This window comes from Novosphingobium sp. CECT 9465 (genome assembly GCF_920987055.1).
Lineage (GTDB): Bacteria > Pseudomonadota > Alphaproteobacteria > Sphingomonadales > Sphingomonadaceae > Novosphingobium.
Window position 1 is genome coordinate 2,801,859 of sequence record NZ_CAKLBX010000001.1, and the last position, 15,415, is coordinate 2,817,273.

The following is a 15,415-nucleotide window of genomic DNA, read 5'->3' on the forward strand; positions in this document are numbered from 1 at the left end:
CATGACTTACACCCTGATCACCGCCAACCGGAATTACTCAAGCTGGTCGCTGCGCCCGTGGGTGCTGATGAAGGCCCTCGGCATCGCTTTCGAGGACCGGATCGAGCCTTTCACCAAGCCGTCGAACTACGCCGATTTTCGCGCCTTTTCGCCCACAGGCCAAGTCCCGGTGCTGCTCGACGGCGCGCGCGCGGTGTGGGATTCGCTGGGTATCACGCTCTATCTGGCAGAACGCCACGCGGGCGTGTGGCCGCAGGACGAAGCCGCCCGCGCCTTTGCCATGTGCGCCGTCACCGAAATGCACGGCGGCTTTTCAGCGCTGCGCAACGATTGCACGATGAACGTCGGCGTCCGGGTAAAGCCCCGCCCGATGAACGCGGCGCTGCTGCGAGATGTGGGCCGTGTGCGCGAGATCTTCGAGGAGGGTTTAAGCAGCTTCGGCGGACCGTGGCTGGCGGGTCCAGCATTCACCGCGCTCGATGCCTTCTTCGCACCGGTTGCGTTCCGCATCCGCACGTATGGGCTGGACGTGGGCGCAGGGCAAGCGTGGGTCAATCGCGTGTTGGCGCACCCGGCGATGGTGCAATGGGAAGCCGAAGCGCTGGCGGAAAGCTGGCGTGAGGTCGGGCATGAGGCTGAATTGGCAGTGTGCGGGGAGATCGTGGCGGATTATCGCGCGGTGTAATCAGCCTTCATCCTTTTCCCGCGCGTTCAGCTTGGCCCACAGGCTTTCTGTGCCCGCTTCAATCGCGTTGTTCACATATTGCGAGGCGACCAGCCAGCCCTTGAACGGGCGCAGCGTGGCAAGGCAGCCGAGGCCGAGGATGGGGACGGACGTGATCACATGGACCCACCACGGCGGCGAATAGGCGACTTCGAGCCAGACGACGAAGAACGTCAGCGGAAACGCGGTGATGCACAGCGCGAAGAATGCCGGGCCATCATCGGCATTGGCGAAATGATAACTCAGCCCGCATTCGGGGCACGTCTTGCACAGTTTCAGCCAGCCGTCGAACATCGAAGCCTTGGCGCAGCGCGGGCACAGCCCCTTCAATCCGCACCGGAAAATCCAGTCGAACTTGGGGTTCTTGGTGAAAATGGCCATGCCGGTGATCCTGTGTTGTGCAGGATCGTCCATATGGCGCGCTTCTGGCTTGGCAAGCCCGAAGGGGCGGTGGAACGAAACACCGGTTCGTGCGATGGTGGAGTGTGTCAAAATATTTACAGCGCTTCCGCGCCCGGTTCCTCGATGTGCTCGCATCGATCTACATCTACAACGAGCATCGCGGCTATACTTCGCTGGACCGTGTACTGGATGCCGTGCGAGTGCGCTGCCCGGACGATCCGGCTTTCATTGCGGCCATCGCCAAGCATCGGGGCGACGAGCGCAAGCATTACATGATGTTCAGGCGGTGGTTCGAACTGCAGGGGCGGATGCCGCTGCGTGTTGACAGCACATGCGGGCACATCGACCGCTTTATCGAGAAAGTGTTCGGCTGTTCGATCGACGATCTGGACACGCAGGGCGTAATCGCCAGCCCCGAAGCATTCGAACGCCTGTGTCGCGTCATCATGCTGACCGAGCAGCGCGGCATGCGCCAGGTGGACGTACTGCTGGGCAACCGCCATGTCCGATCCGACAAGGCGATGACCCGGATTTTCGAAGTGGTGGCGCGCGATGAACCCGATCATTGGATGCCCTATGAAGGCTGGCTCGACCGGCAGGGCCGCGCCAAGGCGCTGTGGCGCGAACACTGGGCCGATTACTGGATTCACAAATCGCTGATGCTGGTAAAGCTGCCCAGCCTGTTCCTGCGCCGCTCCACCCCGCGCATGGCCGCGTGGCCCGATGCGGGGGAGGCCTGAACGACGTTTCACCGCTCGGAACTACGGACGGACGAAGGGACCATGGGCGTTAGACAGCGCCGCACCCCCGCGTTAACCTGTCACCGGGGGAGAACGCCGTGGCTATCGAGGACCGAAAGCCTAGCCTGCTATCGCGAATGGTGCGCAAGGCGCTCGTCGGGTTTTATCGCAGACGGGGATGGAAAGCGCACGGCAGCGCGCCGGCGGATGGGCGCTGCGTTATCATCGCCGCGCCGCATACGTCGAACTGGGACTTCCTGTATTTCATCGGACTGACCGAGGATCTCGGTCTCCAGCCGCATTTCATGGCCAAGGACAGCTTGTTCCGCTGGCCGCTGGGGCGGTTCATGCGCGATATGGGCGGTGTTCCGGTGGTGCGATCATCACGGCAGAACGCGGTCGATGCGATGGTGGCCGAGTTCGCGCGGCGCGACCGCTTCATGCTGACCATCGCGCCTGAGGGCACCCGCGGCAAAGTGGGGCAATGGCGGACGGGGTTCTATCACATCGCGATGAAGGCTGGTGTACCCCTGGTGGTGGGCATGATGGACTACGGCACAAAGACCGGCGGGCTTGGCCCGGCGATCTGGCCTACAGGGGATTATGCCGCCGATATGGCGAAGATATTCGAGGTCTATCGCACAGTGACGCCCCGCCATCCCGAACGCGGGATCACGAGCCTGACAGAGGTGACCGATGCTTGACGGACTGCTGATCAACGCTGCCGTGGTGGTGCTGGGCATGGCCGTGCTGTGGCGCGTGGCAGTGCGGATCGGGGATGTCAGCTTTATCGATGCGGTATGGGGCGGCGGCATGGCGGTGCTGGCCGGTGTCGCATGGGTGTCGGTTGAGCATACTGCGGGGACAAGGGCCACGTTGATCGGAGGTATGGCGGCCATCTGGGGCGCGCGGCTGGCGTGGCATCTGTTCCGCCGCTGGCGCGCCCATGGCGAGGACCCGCGCTATGCCAAGATGCTCGGCAAGGCGCGCGCGGAGGGACACTTCGCCAGCGCGGCGTTCAAATTCGTGTTCGCGCCGCAAGCGGTGTTTCTGTTCGTGACCTGTCTGCCCGCGCAGCTTGGGATCCTGGCAAGCGCTGCGCCCGCGCACATCGGACCGCTGGCCATCGCAGGCGCTTCGCTGTGGCTGGTGGGCATCGTGTTCGAAGCCGTGGGCGACTGGCAGCTCAACCGCTTTCGCGCTGATCCCGCCAGCAAGGGCCGCGTGCTCGATACCGGGCTGTGGCGCTATACCCGCCATCCCAATTACTTCGGCGATGCCTGCGTATGGTGGGGCATCTGGCTGGCGGCGGCAGAGGCTGGGCCAGGCGTGGCGATGGCAAGCGTGATCGGGCCGCTGTTCCTGACCTTCACCCTCACTCGCTGGTCAGGCAAGCCGCTGCTGGAAAAGGACATTGCGGCGCGCAGGCCCGGCTATGCGGAGTATGTGCGGCGCACTTCGGGCTTTGTACCGTGGTGGCCCAAGCGGGGATAGCCCTCACCCCTGCCGTTCGGTCCAGCGCACCCTGATAGCGTCCGACCCTTCCCGCGATCCGTCGTGGCTCCAGCCGGGTGGGCGGAGCAGGTACGACAGTTTGTGGCGCCACGGCGCTCCCCAGACATCGGCCAGCATGCCTTGCCATTCGTGGAAAGCCGCGTGGAGGAGGTGGAAGCTGCCGAGTTGCTTGACGATGCCGTAGCGGATCGGGAGGTCATCGCGTTCGCGCTGGAAGGTGCCGAACAGGCGGTCCCAGATGATGAACACGCCCGCGTAATTGCGATCGAGGTAGAGCGGGTTGGTGGCGTGGTGGACGCGGTGGTGGGAGGGAGTGTTGAACACCGCTTCGAACCAGCGCGGCATGCGGCCGATCGTCTCGGTGTGTATCCAGAACTGGTAGATGAGGTTCACGCCACCAACCGTCAGGATCATCGCGGGGTGGAAGCCGATGAATGCGGGCCAGATGCGGAACAGGAACGATCCTGCAAGCGGGCCGGTCCATGTCTGGCGCAGCGCGGTGGAAAGGTTGTAATGCTGGCTGGAGTGGTGATTGACGTGGGACGCCCAGAACCAGCGCACACGGTGGGAGCTGCGGTGGAACAGGTAGTAGTTGAAATCGTCGAGCACGAAGCACAAGCCCCATGCCCACCAGGTGAGCGGCACGGTGGCGACGCGGTGATCGTAGAGCCACAGTGCGGCGGCATAGATCAGGCCCGCCACCAGCGCGCCCGCCACCGCGCTGCCAAGGCCGAGCGCGAGGCTGGTCAGCGTATCGCGCCGTTCGTATTTTTCGGGGTGGCGGCGCGCGGCCCAGATCATCTCCGCCAGGACCAGCACGACGAAGACCGGCACGGCATATATAACGACATCGATCGGCGTCATGGTCGCGCACTCCCCAGGCGGCGCAGGCTGGCGGCCCAGACTTGCGCCTGATCGCCAAGATCGAGCGTGACCGTGCCGAAGCGCTTGTCCTGCGTGGTGATGGTAAGGAAGCGGCCGTCCAGCCGGACGCCCGCGTGGCTGGTCAATTCGCGCGTGGCAAAGTGGCTGCCGTGCTGGCGGATGAGCAGCACGCGGTCCTGCGAATCGCGGACCAATGCGCCGACCCTCGCCCGATCGAGCGCGACGGCTAGGGTATCGAAGCCGCACACAGCCTCATCCGCCAGCGCGCGGGCATGATCTTCATCGGCAATGCGAGGATCACCGCCAAGTTGCAACTTGCGCGCCACCCAGCCGAGCAGGAGGATGGCCAGCAGCGCGGCGGCAAGTTGCAGCAGGACGTGCAAGGCAGCGCTTATCCGGCCTGCGCGGCGAGCATATCCACCGTGGCGCGGATCGGCGCGATATCATAACCCGCGCCAGCGGCCTTGGCGGCGATCTCGTCAGGGTTGATGCCGGCCTTGGCCTGCGCCAGCGCCCACAGCAGGGTGGAGCGTGTGCCGGAGCGACAATAGGCAAGGACCGGAGCATCCCCCGCCTGTGCCAGTGCCTGCTGCATCGCCTCTACCTGGGTCATCGAGAACCCGGCATGCGTGACCGGGATGGCGATGTAGTCAAGACCAGCCTCGCGCGCGGCAGCCTCGATATCGGGGCCGGGGGTCTGGTCGTCCGATTCATCTTCGGGGCGATTGTTGACGATCAAGCCAATGCCGAGCGCCTTGGCATAGGCGACCTCAGCCAGCGTAATTTGCGGGCTGGCATAGGTTTTATCATCGATCTTGCGAAACATGGCTGACTGAGTCCCGATCATTGAAGGCATTATCGCGCTTGTGCCCAATGGCTGAAGGCGGGGCAAGTCTTGCCGGAATCTGCGCCAAATCGGCATTAAAGCCACATCTTTCGGGGCTAATTGACCGGCATATGTCGATTCCGTTCGCGCTTGCCTTTTTTTTGGCTATAGTCTTTCGCGCAAAGGAGACCTCCGGCCCATCAAAGTCCGGGAGTGATTCCTTCGTCGTGCCGCTGGTCCCCGCGTCCGGCCTGCGGTGCCGTGAAGGTAGGGGCGGATTGAAGGTCTATTGATTTCTATGGGTTTTGACAGAGGGCGGCGCGGTCGCGGCAAGGACAAGCGCGACGGATTCGGCGACGAAGGTGGTTTCGATCCCTACGGCGGTGGTGGCGGTTTTGGCGGCGGCTTCGGCGGCGGTGATCGTGGCGGCTTCGGCGGCGGCAATCGTGGCGGCTTCGGCGGTGGCGATCGCGGTGGCTTCGGCGGCGGTGATCGCGGCGGCTTCGGCGGTGGCGATCGTGGCGGCTTCGGCGGCCCGCGTGGCGGCGGTGGCGGCTTCGGCGGCCCGCGTGGCGGCGGCGGCGGCGGTGGCGGCATGCCCGCACAGGTCGTCGGCACCGGCAAGGGCGTCGTAAAGTTCTTCAACGGCCAGAAGGGCTTCGGCTTCATCCAGCGCGAAGACGGCGGCGAAGATGTGTTCGTGCACATCAGCGCGGTCGAACGTGCGGGTCTTGAAGGCCTGGCAGAAGGCCAGCAGCTGGAATTCAACCTCGTCGATCGTGGCGGCAAGGTTTCGGCAGCCGATCTTCAGGTCGTGGGTGACGTGATCGCGGTTGCGGCAAAGCCTGCGGCACCGCAGCGCGAGCTGACGGGTGAGCGCGCCACTGGTACGGTCAAGTTCTTCAACGCGATGAAAGGCTTCGGCTTTATCACGCGTGATGACGGACAGCCGGACGCATTCGTGCACATCAGCGCGGTCGAGCGTTCGGGGCTTCGTGAACTGAACGAAGGCGACAAGCTTGAATTCGACCTTGAGGTCGATCGACGAGGCAAGCACTCGGCGGTCAACCTGGTGCCGATTCAGGGTTGATCCCGATTGCATCGCTTCCGGTGATCTGACCGGCGGCCTGCAACCAACATACGTGCACAAATGGCGGTCCTTTTGGGGCCGCCATTTGTCGTTTGCGATTCCCTTTTCCCCACCCGGACAATGCGCCATGGCCGCGCCACCCGGACCGTTTGCCAAGCAACAGGAGATGCCAATGTCGATCACCCCGCTGATGCCCGTATATCCCCGGTGCGGCGTGCGTCCGGTGCGCGGCGAACATTGCCACCTGATTTCCGAGGACGGCACACGCTATCTCGATTTCGCCAGCGGCATTGCCGTGAACATCCTTGGGCATTCGCACGAGCATCTGATCGGTGCCATCCAGCGGCAAGCCGCAACGCTGATGCACGTCTCGAACCTCTATGGCAGCCCGCAGGGTGAGCATCTGGCGCAGAGGCTGGTCGACCTGACCTTTGCCGACACGGTATTCTTCACCAATTCGGGTGCCGAAGCGGTGGAATGCGCGATCAAGACCGCGCGCGCCTATCACAGCGCGGGAGGGAACGATCACAAGTATGAATTGATCACCTTCAAGAACGCCTTCCACGGCCGCACGATGGCCACGATCAGCGCATCCAATCAGGATAAGATGCACAAGGGCTTCCTGCCTTTGCTCGAAGGCTTCAAATACGTCGATTTCGACGATCTTGAGGGCGCGAAGGCCGCTATCGGCCCAAACACGGCAGGTTTTCTGGTCGAGCCGATCCAGGGCGAAGGCGGCATTCGCGATGCTTCGGATGCATTTCTTCAGGGGTTGCGCGCGCTGTGCGACGAGCATGATCTGATGCTCATTTTTGACGAAGTGCAATGCGGCGTGGCCCGCACGGGTACGCTCTATGCGTATGAACAATATGGCCTGATCCCGGATATCATGGCGACAGCCAAGGGGATTGGCGGCGGCTTCCCGATGGGGGCCTGCCTTGCCACTGAAAAGGCCGCGCGCGGCATGGTGGCGGGAACGCACGGCAGCACGTATGGCGGGAATCCGCTGGCGATGGCTGCGGGGGAGGCCGTGCTCGATGTGGTGGCGAACGACGAATTTCTGGCAGATGTCCGTGCCAAGGGCGAACGGCTGCGCGGGCGGATCGAACAGTTCATCGGCAATTATCCCGATCTGTTCATCGGTGTGCGTGGCCGTGGCCTGATGCTGGGCCTGATGATGAAAGTCGAGCCGCGGCCTTTCGTGGCGCACATGCGCGACAATCACCAGTTGCTGACCGTTTCGGCTGGTGACAACACGGTGCGCGTCATTCCGCCGCTGGTGATCGATGACAGCCATATGGACGAATTCATGGACCGGTTGTCAGCCGCTGCTGCAAGCTATGCGCCGGAGGCGCCTGTTACATGACCCGGCATTTCCTCAATTTGACCGATGCTGGCGGCGATGCGATCGCCGCCATGCTGAATGACGCGCTTGATCGCAAGGCGGCGCGCGCCGGGGTGCCAAAGGGTACGCCAGATGCCGATGCCCCGCTGACCGGTCACTTGCTGGCAATGATGTTCGAGAAGAACTCTACCCGCACACGCGTCTCGTTTGACGTGGCCATGCGCCAGTTGGGCGGCGCGGCACTGATTCTCGACGCCGGGACGACGCAACTGGGCCGGGGCGAGACGATTGCCGATACCGCCCGCGTTCTCAGCCGCATGGCCGACGTGATCATGTTGCGGACCGACGATCACGCCAAAGTGGAAGAACTGGCCCGCCATGCCTCGGTGCCGGTGATCAATGGCCTGACCGATCTTTCACACCCGTGCCAGATCATGGCTGATCTGCTGACACTGATCGAACACGGCAAGGCGCTGCCCGGACTGGAATTGGCGTGGCTGGGCGACGGCAACAACGTGTTGAATTCAATCGTCGAAGCGGCAGGACTGATGAAGTTCAACGTGAGGATCGGTGTGCCTGAAGGATACGAATCCGATGCATCCTTCATCGCGGCAGCAAACGCTGCTGGCGCCAATGTGCGTATCGTGCGCGACCCGCTGGAAGCCGCGCGCGGTGCGGATGTCGTGGTAGCCGACACCTGGATATCGATGGGACAGGCTCATGCCGAAGCCAAGCTGGCGGCGATGGCACCCTATCAGGTCAACGAAGCATTGATGGCCGTGGCCAAGCCCGATGCCTTGTTTTTGCACTGCCTACCTGCGCATCGCGGCGAAGAAGTGACTGATGCCGTGATGGATGGGCCGCAGTCGGTCATCTGGGACGAGGCGGAGAACCGCATCCATGCGCAAAAGTCTATCCTGCGCTGGGTCTTCGGACAGATTTGAGAGACGCCGAGTGAGCGAACAGGACCAGCCGTCAACGGGTTTCGACCAGTTGCTCAACTTCACGCTGCCAGACCGCGATGCGCGGGGGCGGGTCGTCCGGCTTGGGCCTGTGCTCGATACCATTCTGTCGGCGCACAGCTATCCGGCGCCGATCAGATGCCTGCTGGCCGAAGCGTTGACGGTGACGGCGTTGCTAGGGTCACTACTGAAGGACCAGGGCAGCCAGATGACCGTGCAGGCGCAGACCAAGGGTGGCGTTGTCGATCTGCTCGTCTGCGATTACCGCAATGGCGAGTTGCGTGGCTACGTCCGCCACGATCGGGCACGGTTGGACGAACTGGGGCCGGCGCCATCGCTGTTTGCGCTGTTTGGCGAAGGCTATCTCGCGATCACATTCGATCTGGCCGCAACCGGGCAGCGGTATCAGGGCGTGGTTCCGCTGGAAGGCAATTCCCTCGCCGAAGCCTGCGAGAAGTATTTCTACCAGTCTGAACAAGTGCCGACGCTTATCCGCGTCGGCATTGCCAATAGCGCCACCGGCTGCATTGCTGGCGGGCTGTTGCTGCAGCACCTTCCCGAAGGCGAAGAGGGGCGAGAGCGGCTGCATGTGCAACTGGATCATGCTGAGTGGGAACATGTCTCGGTGCTGAGCGGCTCCGTGAAGGCGCAAGAACTTGTCGATCCTGCGCTCGACCTGGAAACGCTTGTCTGGCGCCTGTTCCACGAAGAGCGGGAAGTGAGAGTGGAGGCCGGGACGGCACTAAGCCGCGGTTGTCGCTGTACGATCGAACATTACCGCGATGTTCTTTCCCGATTTGCCGCTGTGGACCGGGAAGACATGAAAAACGATGATGGACTCATCGTGGTGGATTGCGCTTTTTGCTCGCGCGAGTTCGAGATCAATCTCTAACGATAGTGCATCCCAACAATTCTAACAGAACTTTTCACATTTCATCGATGCCATGCGCCGTTTCACCGCAATCACAGCAATGATATATGCGCGCGGGTGAGCAAGCCCACAGCGTGCAGCGCTGGTGGTGTGAAAGAACGCGTTATGGCTATAAAGTCTTGGAAAATAAGCTCGGTGGCGCGGGCAAGCACGATGGCCCTGTGCTTCGGCATGGCGCTTATTGCCGTGTGCGGAAGTGCGCAGGAACCGGCACTTGCCATGCTGGATCGACTGGAACCTGGTTTGTGGGCGATCGTACCTCAGGGGTCGAAGACCGCCAAAGCCGGGATCTGCATCGATAACGGGCGCAAGCTCATCCAGATTCGTCACTCCGGCCAAACCTGCCGTCAGTTCGTCATCGAGGATTCACCGGGTACGGTGACGGTACAATACACCTGCCCCGCCAACGGTTATGGGCATACGCGATTGCGTTTCGAAAATACGAGACTGGCACAAGTTGAAACGCAAGGAATCGAAAGCGGCCTGCCATTCAACTTTTCAGCAGAAGCGCGGCGCATCGGCCCATGCAGGCGTTGATCGGTCCACGTCGCATCCTTTGCAGTCGACCCATTGCATCGCGCGCCAGCGGAAGCTAGCCCATCGGGCATGTCATTCTCCAATACGACCACCCATTCACCACTCGCCGTCGTCCTGCTTTCCGGCGGCCTCGATTCGATGGTCTGCACCGCACTCGCGCAGGAACGAGGCTTCCGCATCCTTGCGCTGACCATCGACTATAACCAGCGCCACAGGATCGAGCTTGACGCAGCCGATCGCATCGCCAAGCGACTGGGCGTTGAACGCCACGTAATTTTGCCCCTCGATCTGCGGCAGTTCGGCGGCTCCGCATTGACCGATAATATCGCTGTCCCGAAAGATGGCGTCGGCAAAGACATCCCGGTCACTTACGTTCCGGCACGCAATCTCATTTTCCTATCCCTCGCATTGGCGTGGGCGGAGGCTGCCGGGGCCAACGATCTGTTCATCGGGGTAAATGCGCTGGACTATTCCGGTTATCCCGATTGTCGCCCGGAATTCATCAGCGGGTTTGAATCACTAGCTCGCACTGCAACCAAGATTGGTAGCGAGGGGGGAACAGTTACGGTGCATGCGCCGCTGCAACACCTGAAGAAATCCGAAATAGCTCTTGAAGCAGCACGGCTGGGCCTGGAGACAGGGGAAAGCTGGTCCTGCTATGATCCGCTAGCGGATGGGACGGCTTGTGGTGTGTGTGACAGTTGCCGCCTGCGACGTGCAGGATTTGCCGAAGCGGGCCTTGAAGATGACACCCGATACGGCTCCGCCTGAGAATATTCAGGCTACCAACATGCCCACGCTCGCTTGACGCTGCTCAAGCGAGCGTGGGAAGAAACCCCACCAACGTCGATGGTGGCTTCAAATTAGCGGGCGTTGCGGACAAGCACTCCGCAGGCGATACGTCCGCCACTGTTACCGCTTGGATCAGTCTTGTAATCGTCAGCGGCCGCATGAAGAACGACTGCGGTGCCGTCGCCATCAAAAATGGTGGGGGATAGAACCGCAACACTCCCAGCAAGCGGGGTGTCTAGCGTCCCGCTGCCATCCGACAGGACGACAACATTTGGCAAATCGCCGATGTGCGGCCCCGCCGGATTCAGGCTGCCATGCTGATGAGCGCCGGGGTTCAGATGCCCGCCTGCCGTCGTAAAGCCTGGCGCTTCACACTTGCCGGTCATGTGAAGGTGTATGCCGTGGTCGCCTGGGGTCTGACCCGCTATGCTTACCCGCAAAAGCACACTTGAACCCTGATCGACAATCTCGGCGGTTCCAATGCCTTTGCCTGCGGCATCTGCCAGAACAGCCCGTCCAATAACAGGCATCGATCCTTCCGCAGGCGTGGTCGCACATCCCCCCAGCAGAGACGCCGTTATCAACGCTATGACGGGAATTTTCTTGTTCATGGATGATCTCCGCAAAATCGACTTACGGAGTTCATAACGAAAAAGGGGCCGGATTTCTCCAGCCCCTTTCAAAATTCGGCGTTATCCGAAAATTACATGCCCGAACCCGGACCGTACGTGATTTCCACGCGACGGTTCTGAAGTTCACGCACACCGTCCGCAGTTGGAACGCGCGGATTGGCTTCACCGAATGCTTGGCTCGTGATCGAACCATCGGGGATGCCATGCGAAGTCAGGTAAGACCGGACCGACACGTTGCGGCGTTCCGAAAGAGCCTGGTTGTACTTGGCAGTACCCGAACGGTCAGCATAACCGGCGAGCATGATCGGCACACTGGCGCAGTTTCCGTAAGCGGTAACGGCATTATCCAGAATGGTCGAAGCTTCCGGCGTGATGTCCGACTTATCCCAGTCGAAGAACACGATGTACGGACCCTTGTTGCAGACCACTGCTGGCGGCGGCGGGGGAGGCGGCGGCGGGGGAGGCGGCGGCGGGGGAGGCGGCGGGGGAGCAGCTTCCTCGACCGGGGCAGCGCCACCGAAGTTGTAGGTCAACGTACCCAAAAGCGAATGCGACCGGAAACGCGTACGAACGTTTGTGCCTGCGTTATTCACCAGGTCAATGTGATCCTGGTTGAAGAAACGATACTTCAGGCCAACGTCAACATTGTCGCTGAGCGGAGTGCGGATACCGGCAAGAGCCTGCCAGGCAAAGCCGGTATCGGAGTCCACGAGGCTGCGAGCGACATCGTTATAGATCACAGCAACCTTGGTGCGGGCAACGCCAACGCCACCACCCACAAAACCCTGGAGACCGTCATCGGGACCAAAGTCGAGCAGACCATTGACCATGAAGCTCAAAGCTTCAGCGCCGCCGCCAAACTGGCTGTCAACGCGGGTAGCCGTCGGTGAATCGTATCCCTTTTCTTCCGCACGACGATAGCTGACTTCGCTTTCGAGGCGGAAGCCACCGAAATCGTAACCAACGATACCACCGAAGTCGTAGCCGTTTCGCGTATCAAGCACGCCAAGTTGACCAGAACCCGTAAGGTTCTCGATGTCCTCGACAATCATCGCGCCTGCTTCAGCTTCGACGTACCAAGAATCATCGCGCGCAAGCGCTGGCGATGCCAAGGCAGTCGAGGCCAAGGCTACGCCCAGGACCAGTTTCCGCATTATAGTTTCCCCTTTTAGCGACATCATGCCACGTCGTGCAGGCTGTCTACCGGTTACAAAGTGGTCATGCAAGCGGACAAACACACTGACTGTTGCACGAATACAACGAACTGAAACCGTTGTGACCTGCAATATGGCAGCTGTAGGCGCCCTCATGTGCCGTAGGAATGTTGCAGTTGCGTTTTGGTTCCAATCACGTTGACGAAATTATGCCGATTTCTTCAAGAGCGGTCAACAGAGCTGCCAGACATGATCGAGCTTCTATGTCCACGGTGCTTCCTCCGGTAGCCAGAAGTGGCGCCGCGACGAGCGACCAGCCATCCGAATAGTACCGGTAGGCGTTGATGGTGCGATCGAGCAATCGCATACCTTGGCGCGGTTGAACGAACCTCCAACCGCCTTGGGTCCATCCGCCAATCCTGTCGACTTCCCCGACGAATGCACCCGTAGCGTCAGGTCCGACGATCCAGGCCATTCCGACTTCGGGATCGGTCGGTGGTATGGAGGTTATTCCCTCGACAGCGCCGGGCAGAAGGAAATCCAACGTCACCAGCGCCTCGTTGACCGTCGTTTCCTTCTGGGCCTGGCCTGCAAAAAGCATGGGCAGCCCAAGGCAGGGTGTTGCAGTTGAGTAACTAAGGAGTTCAGGCATTTCATTCACCTTTCAGGCAAAGGGTTCATGCTGGAATTTCGACAATCAGCGGCAATGAACGGGACTGGCGACCCACTTGCCGAATCGCGAACACCTGCTCCGTTGCGCTGGACCGAAGTTCGGTGAAAAGTGCGGGCGAAATGACCAAAGACGATGATGCCGTTTGCCATATCTTCAGTGGGTTATCGGCTGCTCCAAAACTGATCTCCCACAGCTCGGCACTTTCATTCAGTGGGACGTCGACATCATCGAGCCAGCGCCACGCGCCGCGGGCGCGGCGGACCCAACGCAATTCGGCACCGCCATCGATCGTGCGGATCGCCTGTGCGTGAACAGGAGCGAGAGGGCGCAGCGTCAGCCCTGCATTTCCGATGGTACAAGTCGCTGGCTCAACATCGCCTCTGCCGATCGCAACAATCTCGTTGCCGGGCGTGTCGCCGATCAAGGCGGCAGCCACCGTCAACAGTCTATCGTCAATCAGCGCGAACGGCTCGCCAGTCACGTGGCTGGTAATCGCATGTTCGGTGCCGCCGCGGCCTCTCAACAACCCGGAAAGCCGCCAGGTTTTCACGCCAACCTTTTCGGCGAACGCGAATTGAATCATCTCGGAACCGAGCAAGGCCATGTTGGCGCCCTGCATGATCTGCGCCCAAGTGACCGTTTCCAAGAAGAAATCTACGGATGCGAGTTCCACATCCACGTGGTTGCAAGCATCGAACAGAAGAGGCGTACCACCTTGCAGAACCTCCGTGGCGATGCCTGCCACTGCGCGTCGCCGTCCAGTAGCGGGCAGAGGCTCCATTGCGCCGTCAAAGCGGCGAACGAACAGTGCCGCTCCGGTCCAGCCGCCGGTCAAGGATGTCGCAGCAACTCTTACAGCCGGCCCCGCACCATCGCTCAAACCATCCCATGGGATTTCGAACGCCGCCAGCACCGTTGGTGTCGCCAGCAAGTCGCTGCTCTGGTTCGCCCGACCGGAATCAGCGACATAGCTGACTGGTGGCGATCCCGGCACTGCCAGCAGATCAAGCATGACCCCGTCGGCCTGCCACTCCCACTGGTCGATGCGCCAGATCCCATCTGCCACAGGTGTTCGAACCATGGCACCTGGCCCGATCGATCCTTCAATCTCGCTGGCCCGATATCGCAGGGTATCCCGCGGCATTGTAAACCGCCGGGCGGCGCGGTCGGCCAGAACCCTCGCGTCTGCGGCGGCAAGAGCCGCAGGAAGTTCGATAACCGAAACATCGCCCAGTCCGCTACGACCGACGCTGCGCTGCAACCCCGGCTGGTAGTCACGAGCTATGTCATAGTATCGGATTGCGCACTGCCGGGCTGAAGGCAAAGCCTCGCGCCGCCGCGCCCACCCTTCTGTTTTGGCGTCCTCCGCAGTTTCACCCCCCGCCACAGGGTTGGGAAGCATTGCAGGCAGAACGGTCGGCGATCCTTCAGCCAGCGCAAACGCCAAGGCTTCAGCTTCAACCCTGCAGGACATTGGCGTCACTTCGGACAACGTAGCCAATGCGTCACCAATGGTGCCCTGATCGATCGTGAAACCATGCACCACCGCAGTCGACAACGCTTTGGCGTCGGCGCCCGGCAAAAGTGCATCAATCACGTCCACCATTGATACGATGCCATCATCAGCAATGATTTCCATCGTCACTGAAGGCATGCGATTGCCGAAATCTGCCAGTTCAAGATCCTCGAATACCGCATAGGCCAGTCCGCGATAGGCAGGGTTGCGCCAGAACCCCTCAGCTTGAGCGAGCAGCGGATCGGCGGGCTGGTCACCATGACCGGAATGGATGCGCAATTGCCCGCCGACCTTGAGATCGCCGGCTTCGCCGCGCAGCAGATTACCGTCTGCCCAGATGCGGCCAATTCCGGCAATTGGCCTGCTCGCAACTGCAACCGCAAAAGATACGGTATAGCTGTAGCTGGTCGTCGAAGGCCTTCCCTTTCCACCGCTCGAACTTTCCCGATGCTCGACCAGTTCGGTTGCCCAGATTACCGTTCCTGACGTGCGGATGCGGCCAAAATGTAGTGGAAGCGCCGATCCATAGCTCGAAGTCTGCACCGACAATTCCTTGAGCCTCGGCCCTTCGATCTTGCGGTTGCCAATGATGCTGGAATCGACCTGCCGTCCGATCAATGCGCCGATCGCGCCGCCAAGCGGTCCACCCAGAACCGTGCCGACAGCGGAAAGAACCAGGGTTGCCATGACG

Annotated in this window: 18 protein-coding genes; 10 read left to right on the top strand and 8 right to left on the bottom strand. The window is 61.3% G+C overall.

The window, feature by feature from the left end; genetic code table 11:
- Position 1: 1 nt before the first annotated feature.
- Positions 2–685, top strand: a complete 684-nt coding sequence (locus LUA85_RS13685) for a glutathione S-transferase family protein (protein ID WP_231470837.1) — start codon at positions 2–4, stop codon at positions 683–685.
- On the opposite strand, the gene LUA85_RS13690 is transcribed toward LUA85_RS13685, so the two are convergent.
- The gene (locus LUA85_RS13690) at positions 686–1,105 is read right to left on the bottom strand and encodes a DUF983 domain-containing protein (RefSeq protein ID WP_231470838.1); all 420 of its coding nucleotides are present in this window, start codon (positions 1,103–1,105) and stop codon (positions 686–688) included.
- A gap of 104 nt (positions 1,106–1,209) precedes the next feature.
- Between LUA85_RS13690 and LUA85_RS13695 the strand changes: the two genes are divergently transcribed.
- The 3 genes from LUA85_RS13695 (at position 1,210) to LUA85_RS13705 (ending at position 3,360) form a co-directional block, all read left to right on the top strand.
- The gene (locus LUA85_RS13695) at positions 1,210–1,866 is read left to right on the top strand and encodes a ferritin-like domain-containing protein (RefSeq protein ID WP_231470839.1); all 657 of its coding nucleotides are present in this window, start codon (positions 1,210–1,212) and stop codon (positions 1,864–1,866) included.
- 98 nt (positions 1,867–1,964) lie between these two features.
- The gene (locus LUA85_RS13700) at positions 1,965–2,570 is read left to right on the top strand and encodes a lysophospholipid acyltransferase family protein (protein ID WP_231470840.1); all 606 of its coding nucleotides are present in this window, start codon (positions 1,965–1,967) and stop codon (positions 2,568–2,570) included.
- Entirely contained in the window at positions 2,563–3,360 is a 798-nt protein-coding gene (locus LUA85_RS13705) for a DUF1295 domain-containing protein (RefSeq protein WP_231470841.1), read from the top strand. Before LUA85_RS13700 ends, LUA85_RS13705 begins: the two co-directional genes overlap by 8 nt.
- Positions 3,361–3,363: 3 nt before the next feature.
- Here the strand turns inward: LUA85_RS13705 and LUA85_RS13710 are convergent, their stop codons facing one another.
- From LUA85_RS13710 to LUA85_RS13720, 3 genes are read right to left on the bottom strand one after another with little or no spacing between them, the layout of a single operon-like run.
- Positions 3,364–4,245 carry a sterol desaturase family protein gene (locus LUA85_RS13710; protein WP_231470842.1) on the bottom strand — a complete coding sequence of 294 codons (882 nt, stop codon included), beginning with the start codon at positions 4,243–4,245 and terminating at the stop codon, positions 3,364–3,366.
- Complete coding sequence (locus LUA85_RS13715) at positions 4,242–4,649, bottom strand: hypothetical protein (protein WP_231470843.1); 408 nt, start codon at positions 4,647–4,649, stop codon at positions 4,242–4,244. The genes LUA85_RS13710 and LUA85_RS13715 overlap by 4 nt, the downstream gene beginning before the upstream one ends.
- Before the next feature lie 8 nt (positions 4,650–4,657).
- Positions 4,658–5,092, bottom strand: a complete 435-nt coding sequence (locus tag LUA85_RS13720) for a TIGR01244 family sulfur transferase (protein ID WP_231470844.1) — start codon at positions 5,090–5,092, stop codon at positions 4,658–4,660.
- Between the two features lie 298 nt (positions 5,093–5,390).
- Here LUA85_RS13720 and LUA85_RS21660 point away from each other — a divergent pair, with 298 nt between their 5' ends.
- From LUA85_RS21660 to queC, 6 genes are all read left to right on the top strand, one after another.
- The gene (locus LUA85_RS21660; protein WP_305799991.1) at positions 5,391–6,182 is read left to right on the top strand and encodes a cold-shock protein; all 792 of its coding nucleotides are present in this window, start codon (positions 5,391–5,393) and stop codon (positions 6,180–6,182) included.
- Positions 6,183–6,354: 172 nt separating this feature from the next.
- The gene (locus LUA85_RS13735) at positions 6,355–7,548 is read left to right on the top strand and encodes an aspartate aminotransferase family protein (RefSeq protein WP_231471879.1); all 1,194 of its coding nucleotides are present in this window, start codon (positions 6,355–6,357) and stop codon (positions 7,546–7,548) included.
- Positions 7,545–8,471, top strand: a complete 927-nt coding sequence (argF, locus tag LUA85_RS13740; RefSeq protein WP_231470845.1) for an ornithine carbamoyltransferase — start codon at positions 7,545–7,547, stop codon at positions 8,469–8,471. The genes LUA85_RS13735 and argF overlap by 4 nt, the downstream gene beginning before the upstream one ends.
- Positions 8,472–8,481: 10 nt before the next feature.
- Positions 8,482–9,381 (top strand): Hsp33 family molecular chaperone HslO, encoded by a 900-nt coding sequence (locus LUA85_RS13745; RefSeq protein WP_231470846.1) that lies wholly within the window; start codon positions 8,482–8,484, stop codon positions 9,379–9,381.
- Between the two features lie 96 nt (positions 9,382–9,477).
- Positions 9,478–9,957 (top strand): DUF3617 family protein, encoded by a 480-nt coding sequence (locus tag LUA85_RS13750; protein WP_231470848.1) that lies wholly within the window; start codon positions 9,478–9,480, stop codon positions 9,955–9,957.
- A gap of 69 nt (positions 9,958–10,026) precedes the next feature.
- Complete coding sequence (gene queC, locus LUA85_RS13755) at positions 10,027–10,728, top strand: 7-cyano-7-deazaguanine synthase QueC (RefSeq protein ID WP_231470852.1); 702 nt, start codon at positions 10,027–10,029, stop codon at positions 10,726–10,728.
- A gap of 92 nt (positions 10,729–10,820) precedes the next feature.
- Here queC and LUA85_RS13760 read toward each other — a convergent pair whose 3' ends face one another.
- From LUA85_RS13760 to LUA85_RS13775, 4 genes are all read right to left on the bottom strand, one after another.
- Complete coding sequence (locus LUA85_RS13760; protein WP_231470854.1) at positions 10,821–11,360, bottom strand: superoxide dismutase family protein; 540 nt, start codon at positions 11,358–11,360, stop codon at positions 10,821–10,823.
- Positions 11,361–11,452: 92 nt separating this feature from the next.
- Positions 11,453–12,535: an OmpA family protein gene (locus LUA85_RS13765; RefSeq protein WP_231470855.1), complete on the bottom strand. Its 1,083-nt coding sequence runs from the start codon at positions 12,533–12,535 to the stop codon at positions 11,453–11,455.
- 193 nt (positions 12,536–12,728) lie between these two features.
- Complete coding sequence (locus tag LUA85_RS13770) at positions 12,729–13,187, bottom strand: DUF2793 domain-containing protein (protein ID WP_231471880.1); 459 nt, start codon at positions 13,185–13,187, stop codon at positions 12,729–12,731.
- 25 nt (positions 13,188–13,212) lie between these two features.
- Positions 13,213–15,411, bottom strand: a complete 2,199-nt coding sequence (locus LUA85_RS13775; protein ID WP_231470857.1) for a phage tail protein — start codon at positions 15,409–15,411, stop codon at positions 13,213–13,215.
- Between the last annotated feature and the right edge of the window lie 4 nt (positions 15,412–15,415).

Excerpts from the sequence above, each read along its gene's own strand:
- LUA85_RS13690 (WP_231470838.1), bottom strand. The coding sequence starts at position 1,105 with ATGGCCATTTTCACCAAGAACCCCAAGTTCGACTGGATTTTCCGGTGC.
- LUA85_RS13760 (WP_231470854.1), bottom strand. The coding sequence starts at position 11,360 with ATGAACAAGAAAATTCCCGTCATAGCGTTGATAACGGCGTCTCTGCTG.
- LUA85_RS13765 (WP_231470855.1), bottom strand. The coding sequence starts at position 12,535 with ATGCGGAAACTGGTCCTGGGCGTAGCCTTGGCCTCGACTGCCTTGGCA.
- LUA85_RS13720 (WP_231470844.1), bottom strand. The coding sequence starts at position 5,092 with ATGTTTCGCAAGATCGATGATAAAACCTATGCCAGCCCGCAAATTACG.
- LUA85_RS21660 (WP_305799991.1), top strand. The coding sequence starts at position 5,391 with ATGGGTTTTGACAGAGGGCGGCGCGGTCGCGGCAAGGACAAGCGCGAC.
- LUA85_RS13705 (WP_231470841.1), top strand. The coding sequence starts at position 2,563 with ATGCTTGACGGACTGCTGATCAACGCTGCCGTGGTGGTGCTGGGCATG.
- argF (WP_231470845.1), top strand. The coding sequence starts at position 7,545 with ATGACCCGGCATTTCCTCAATTTGACCGATGCTGGCGGCGATGCGATC.
- LUA85_RS13735 (WP_231471879.1), top strand. The coding sequence starts at position 6,355 with ATGTCGATCACCCCGCTGATGCCCGTATATCCCCGGTGCGGCGTGCGT.
- LUA85_RS13685 (WP_231470837.1), top strand. The coding sequence starts at position 2 with ATGACTTACACCCTGATCACCGCCAACCGGAATTACTCAAGCTGGTCG.
- LUA85_RS13710 (WP_231470842.1), bottom strand. The coding sequence starts at position 4,245 with ATGACGCCGATCGATGTCGTTATATATGCCGTGCCGGTCTTCGTCGTG.
- LUA85_RS13775 (WP_231470857.1), bottom strand. The coding sequence starts at position 15,411 with ATGGCAACCCTGGTTCTTTCCGCTGTCGGCACGGTTCTGGGTGGACCG.
- queC (WP_231470852.1), top strand. The coding sequence starts at position 10,027 with ATGTCATTCTCCAATACGACCACCCATTCACCACTCGCCGTCGTCCTG.
- LUA85_RS13770 (WP_231471880.1), bottom strand. The coding sequence starts at position 13,187 with ATGCCTGAACTCCTTAGTTACTCAACTGCAACACCCTGCCTTGGGCTG.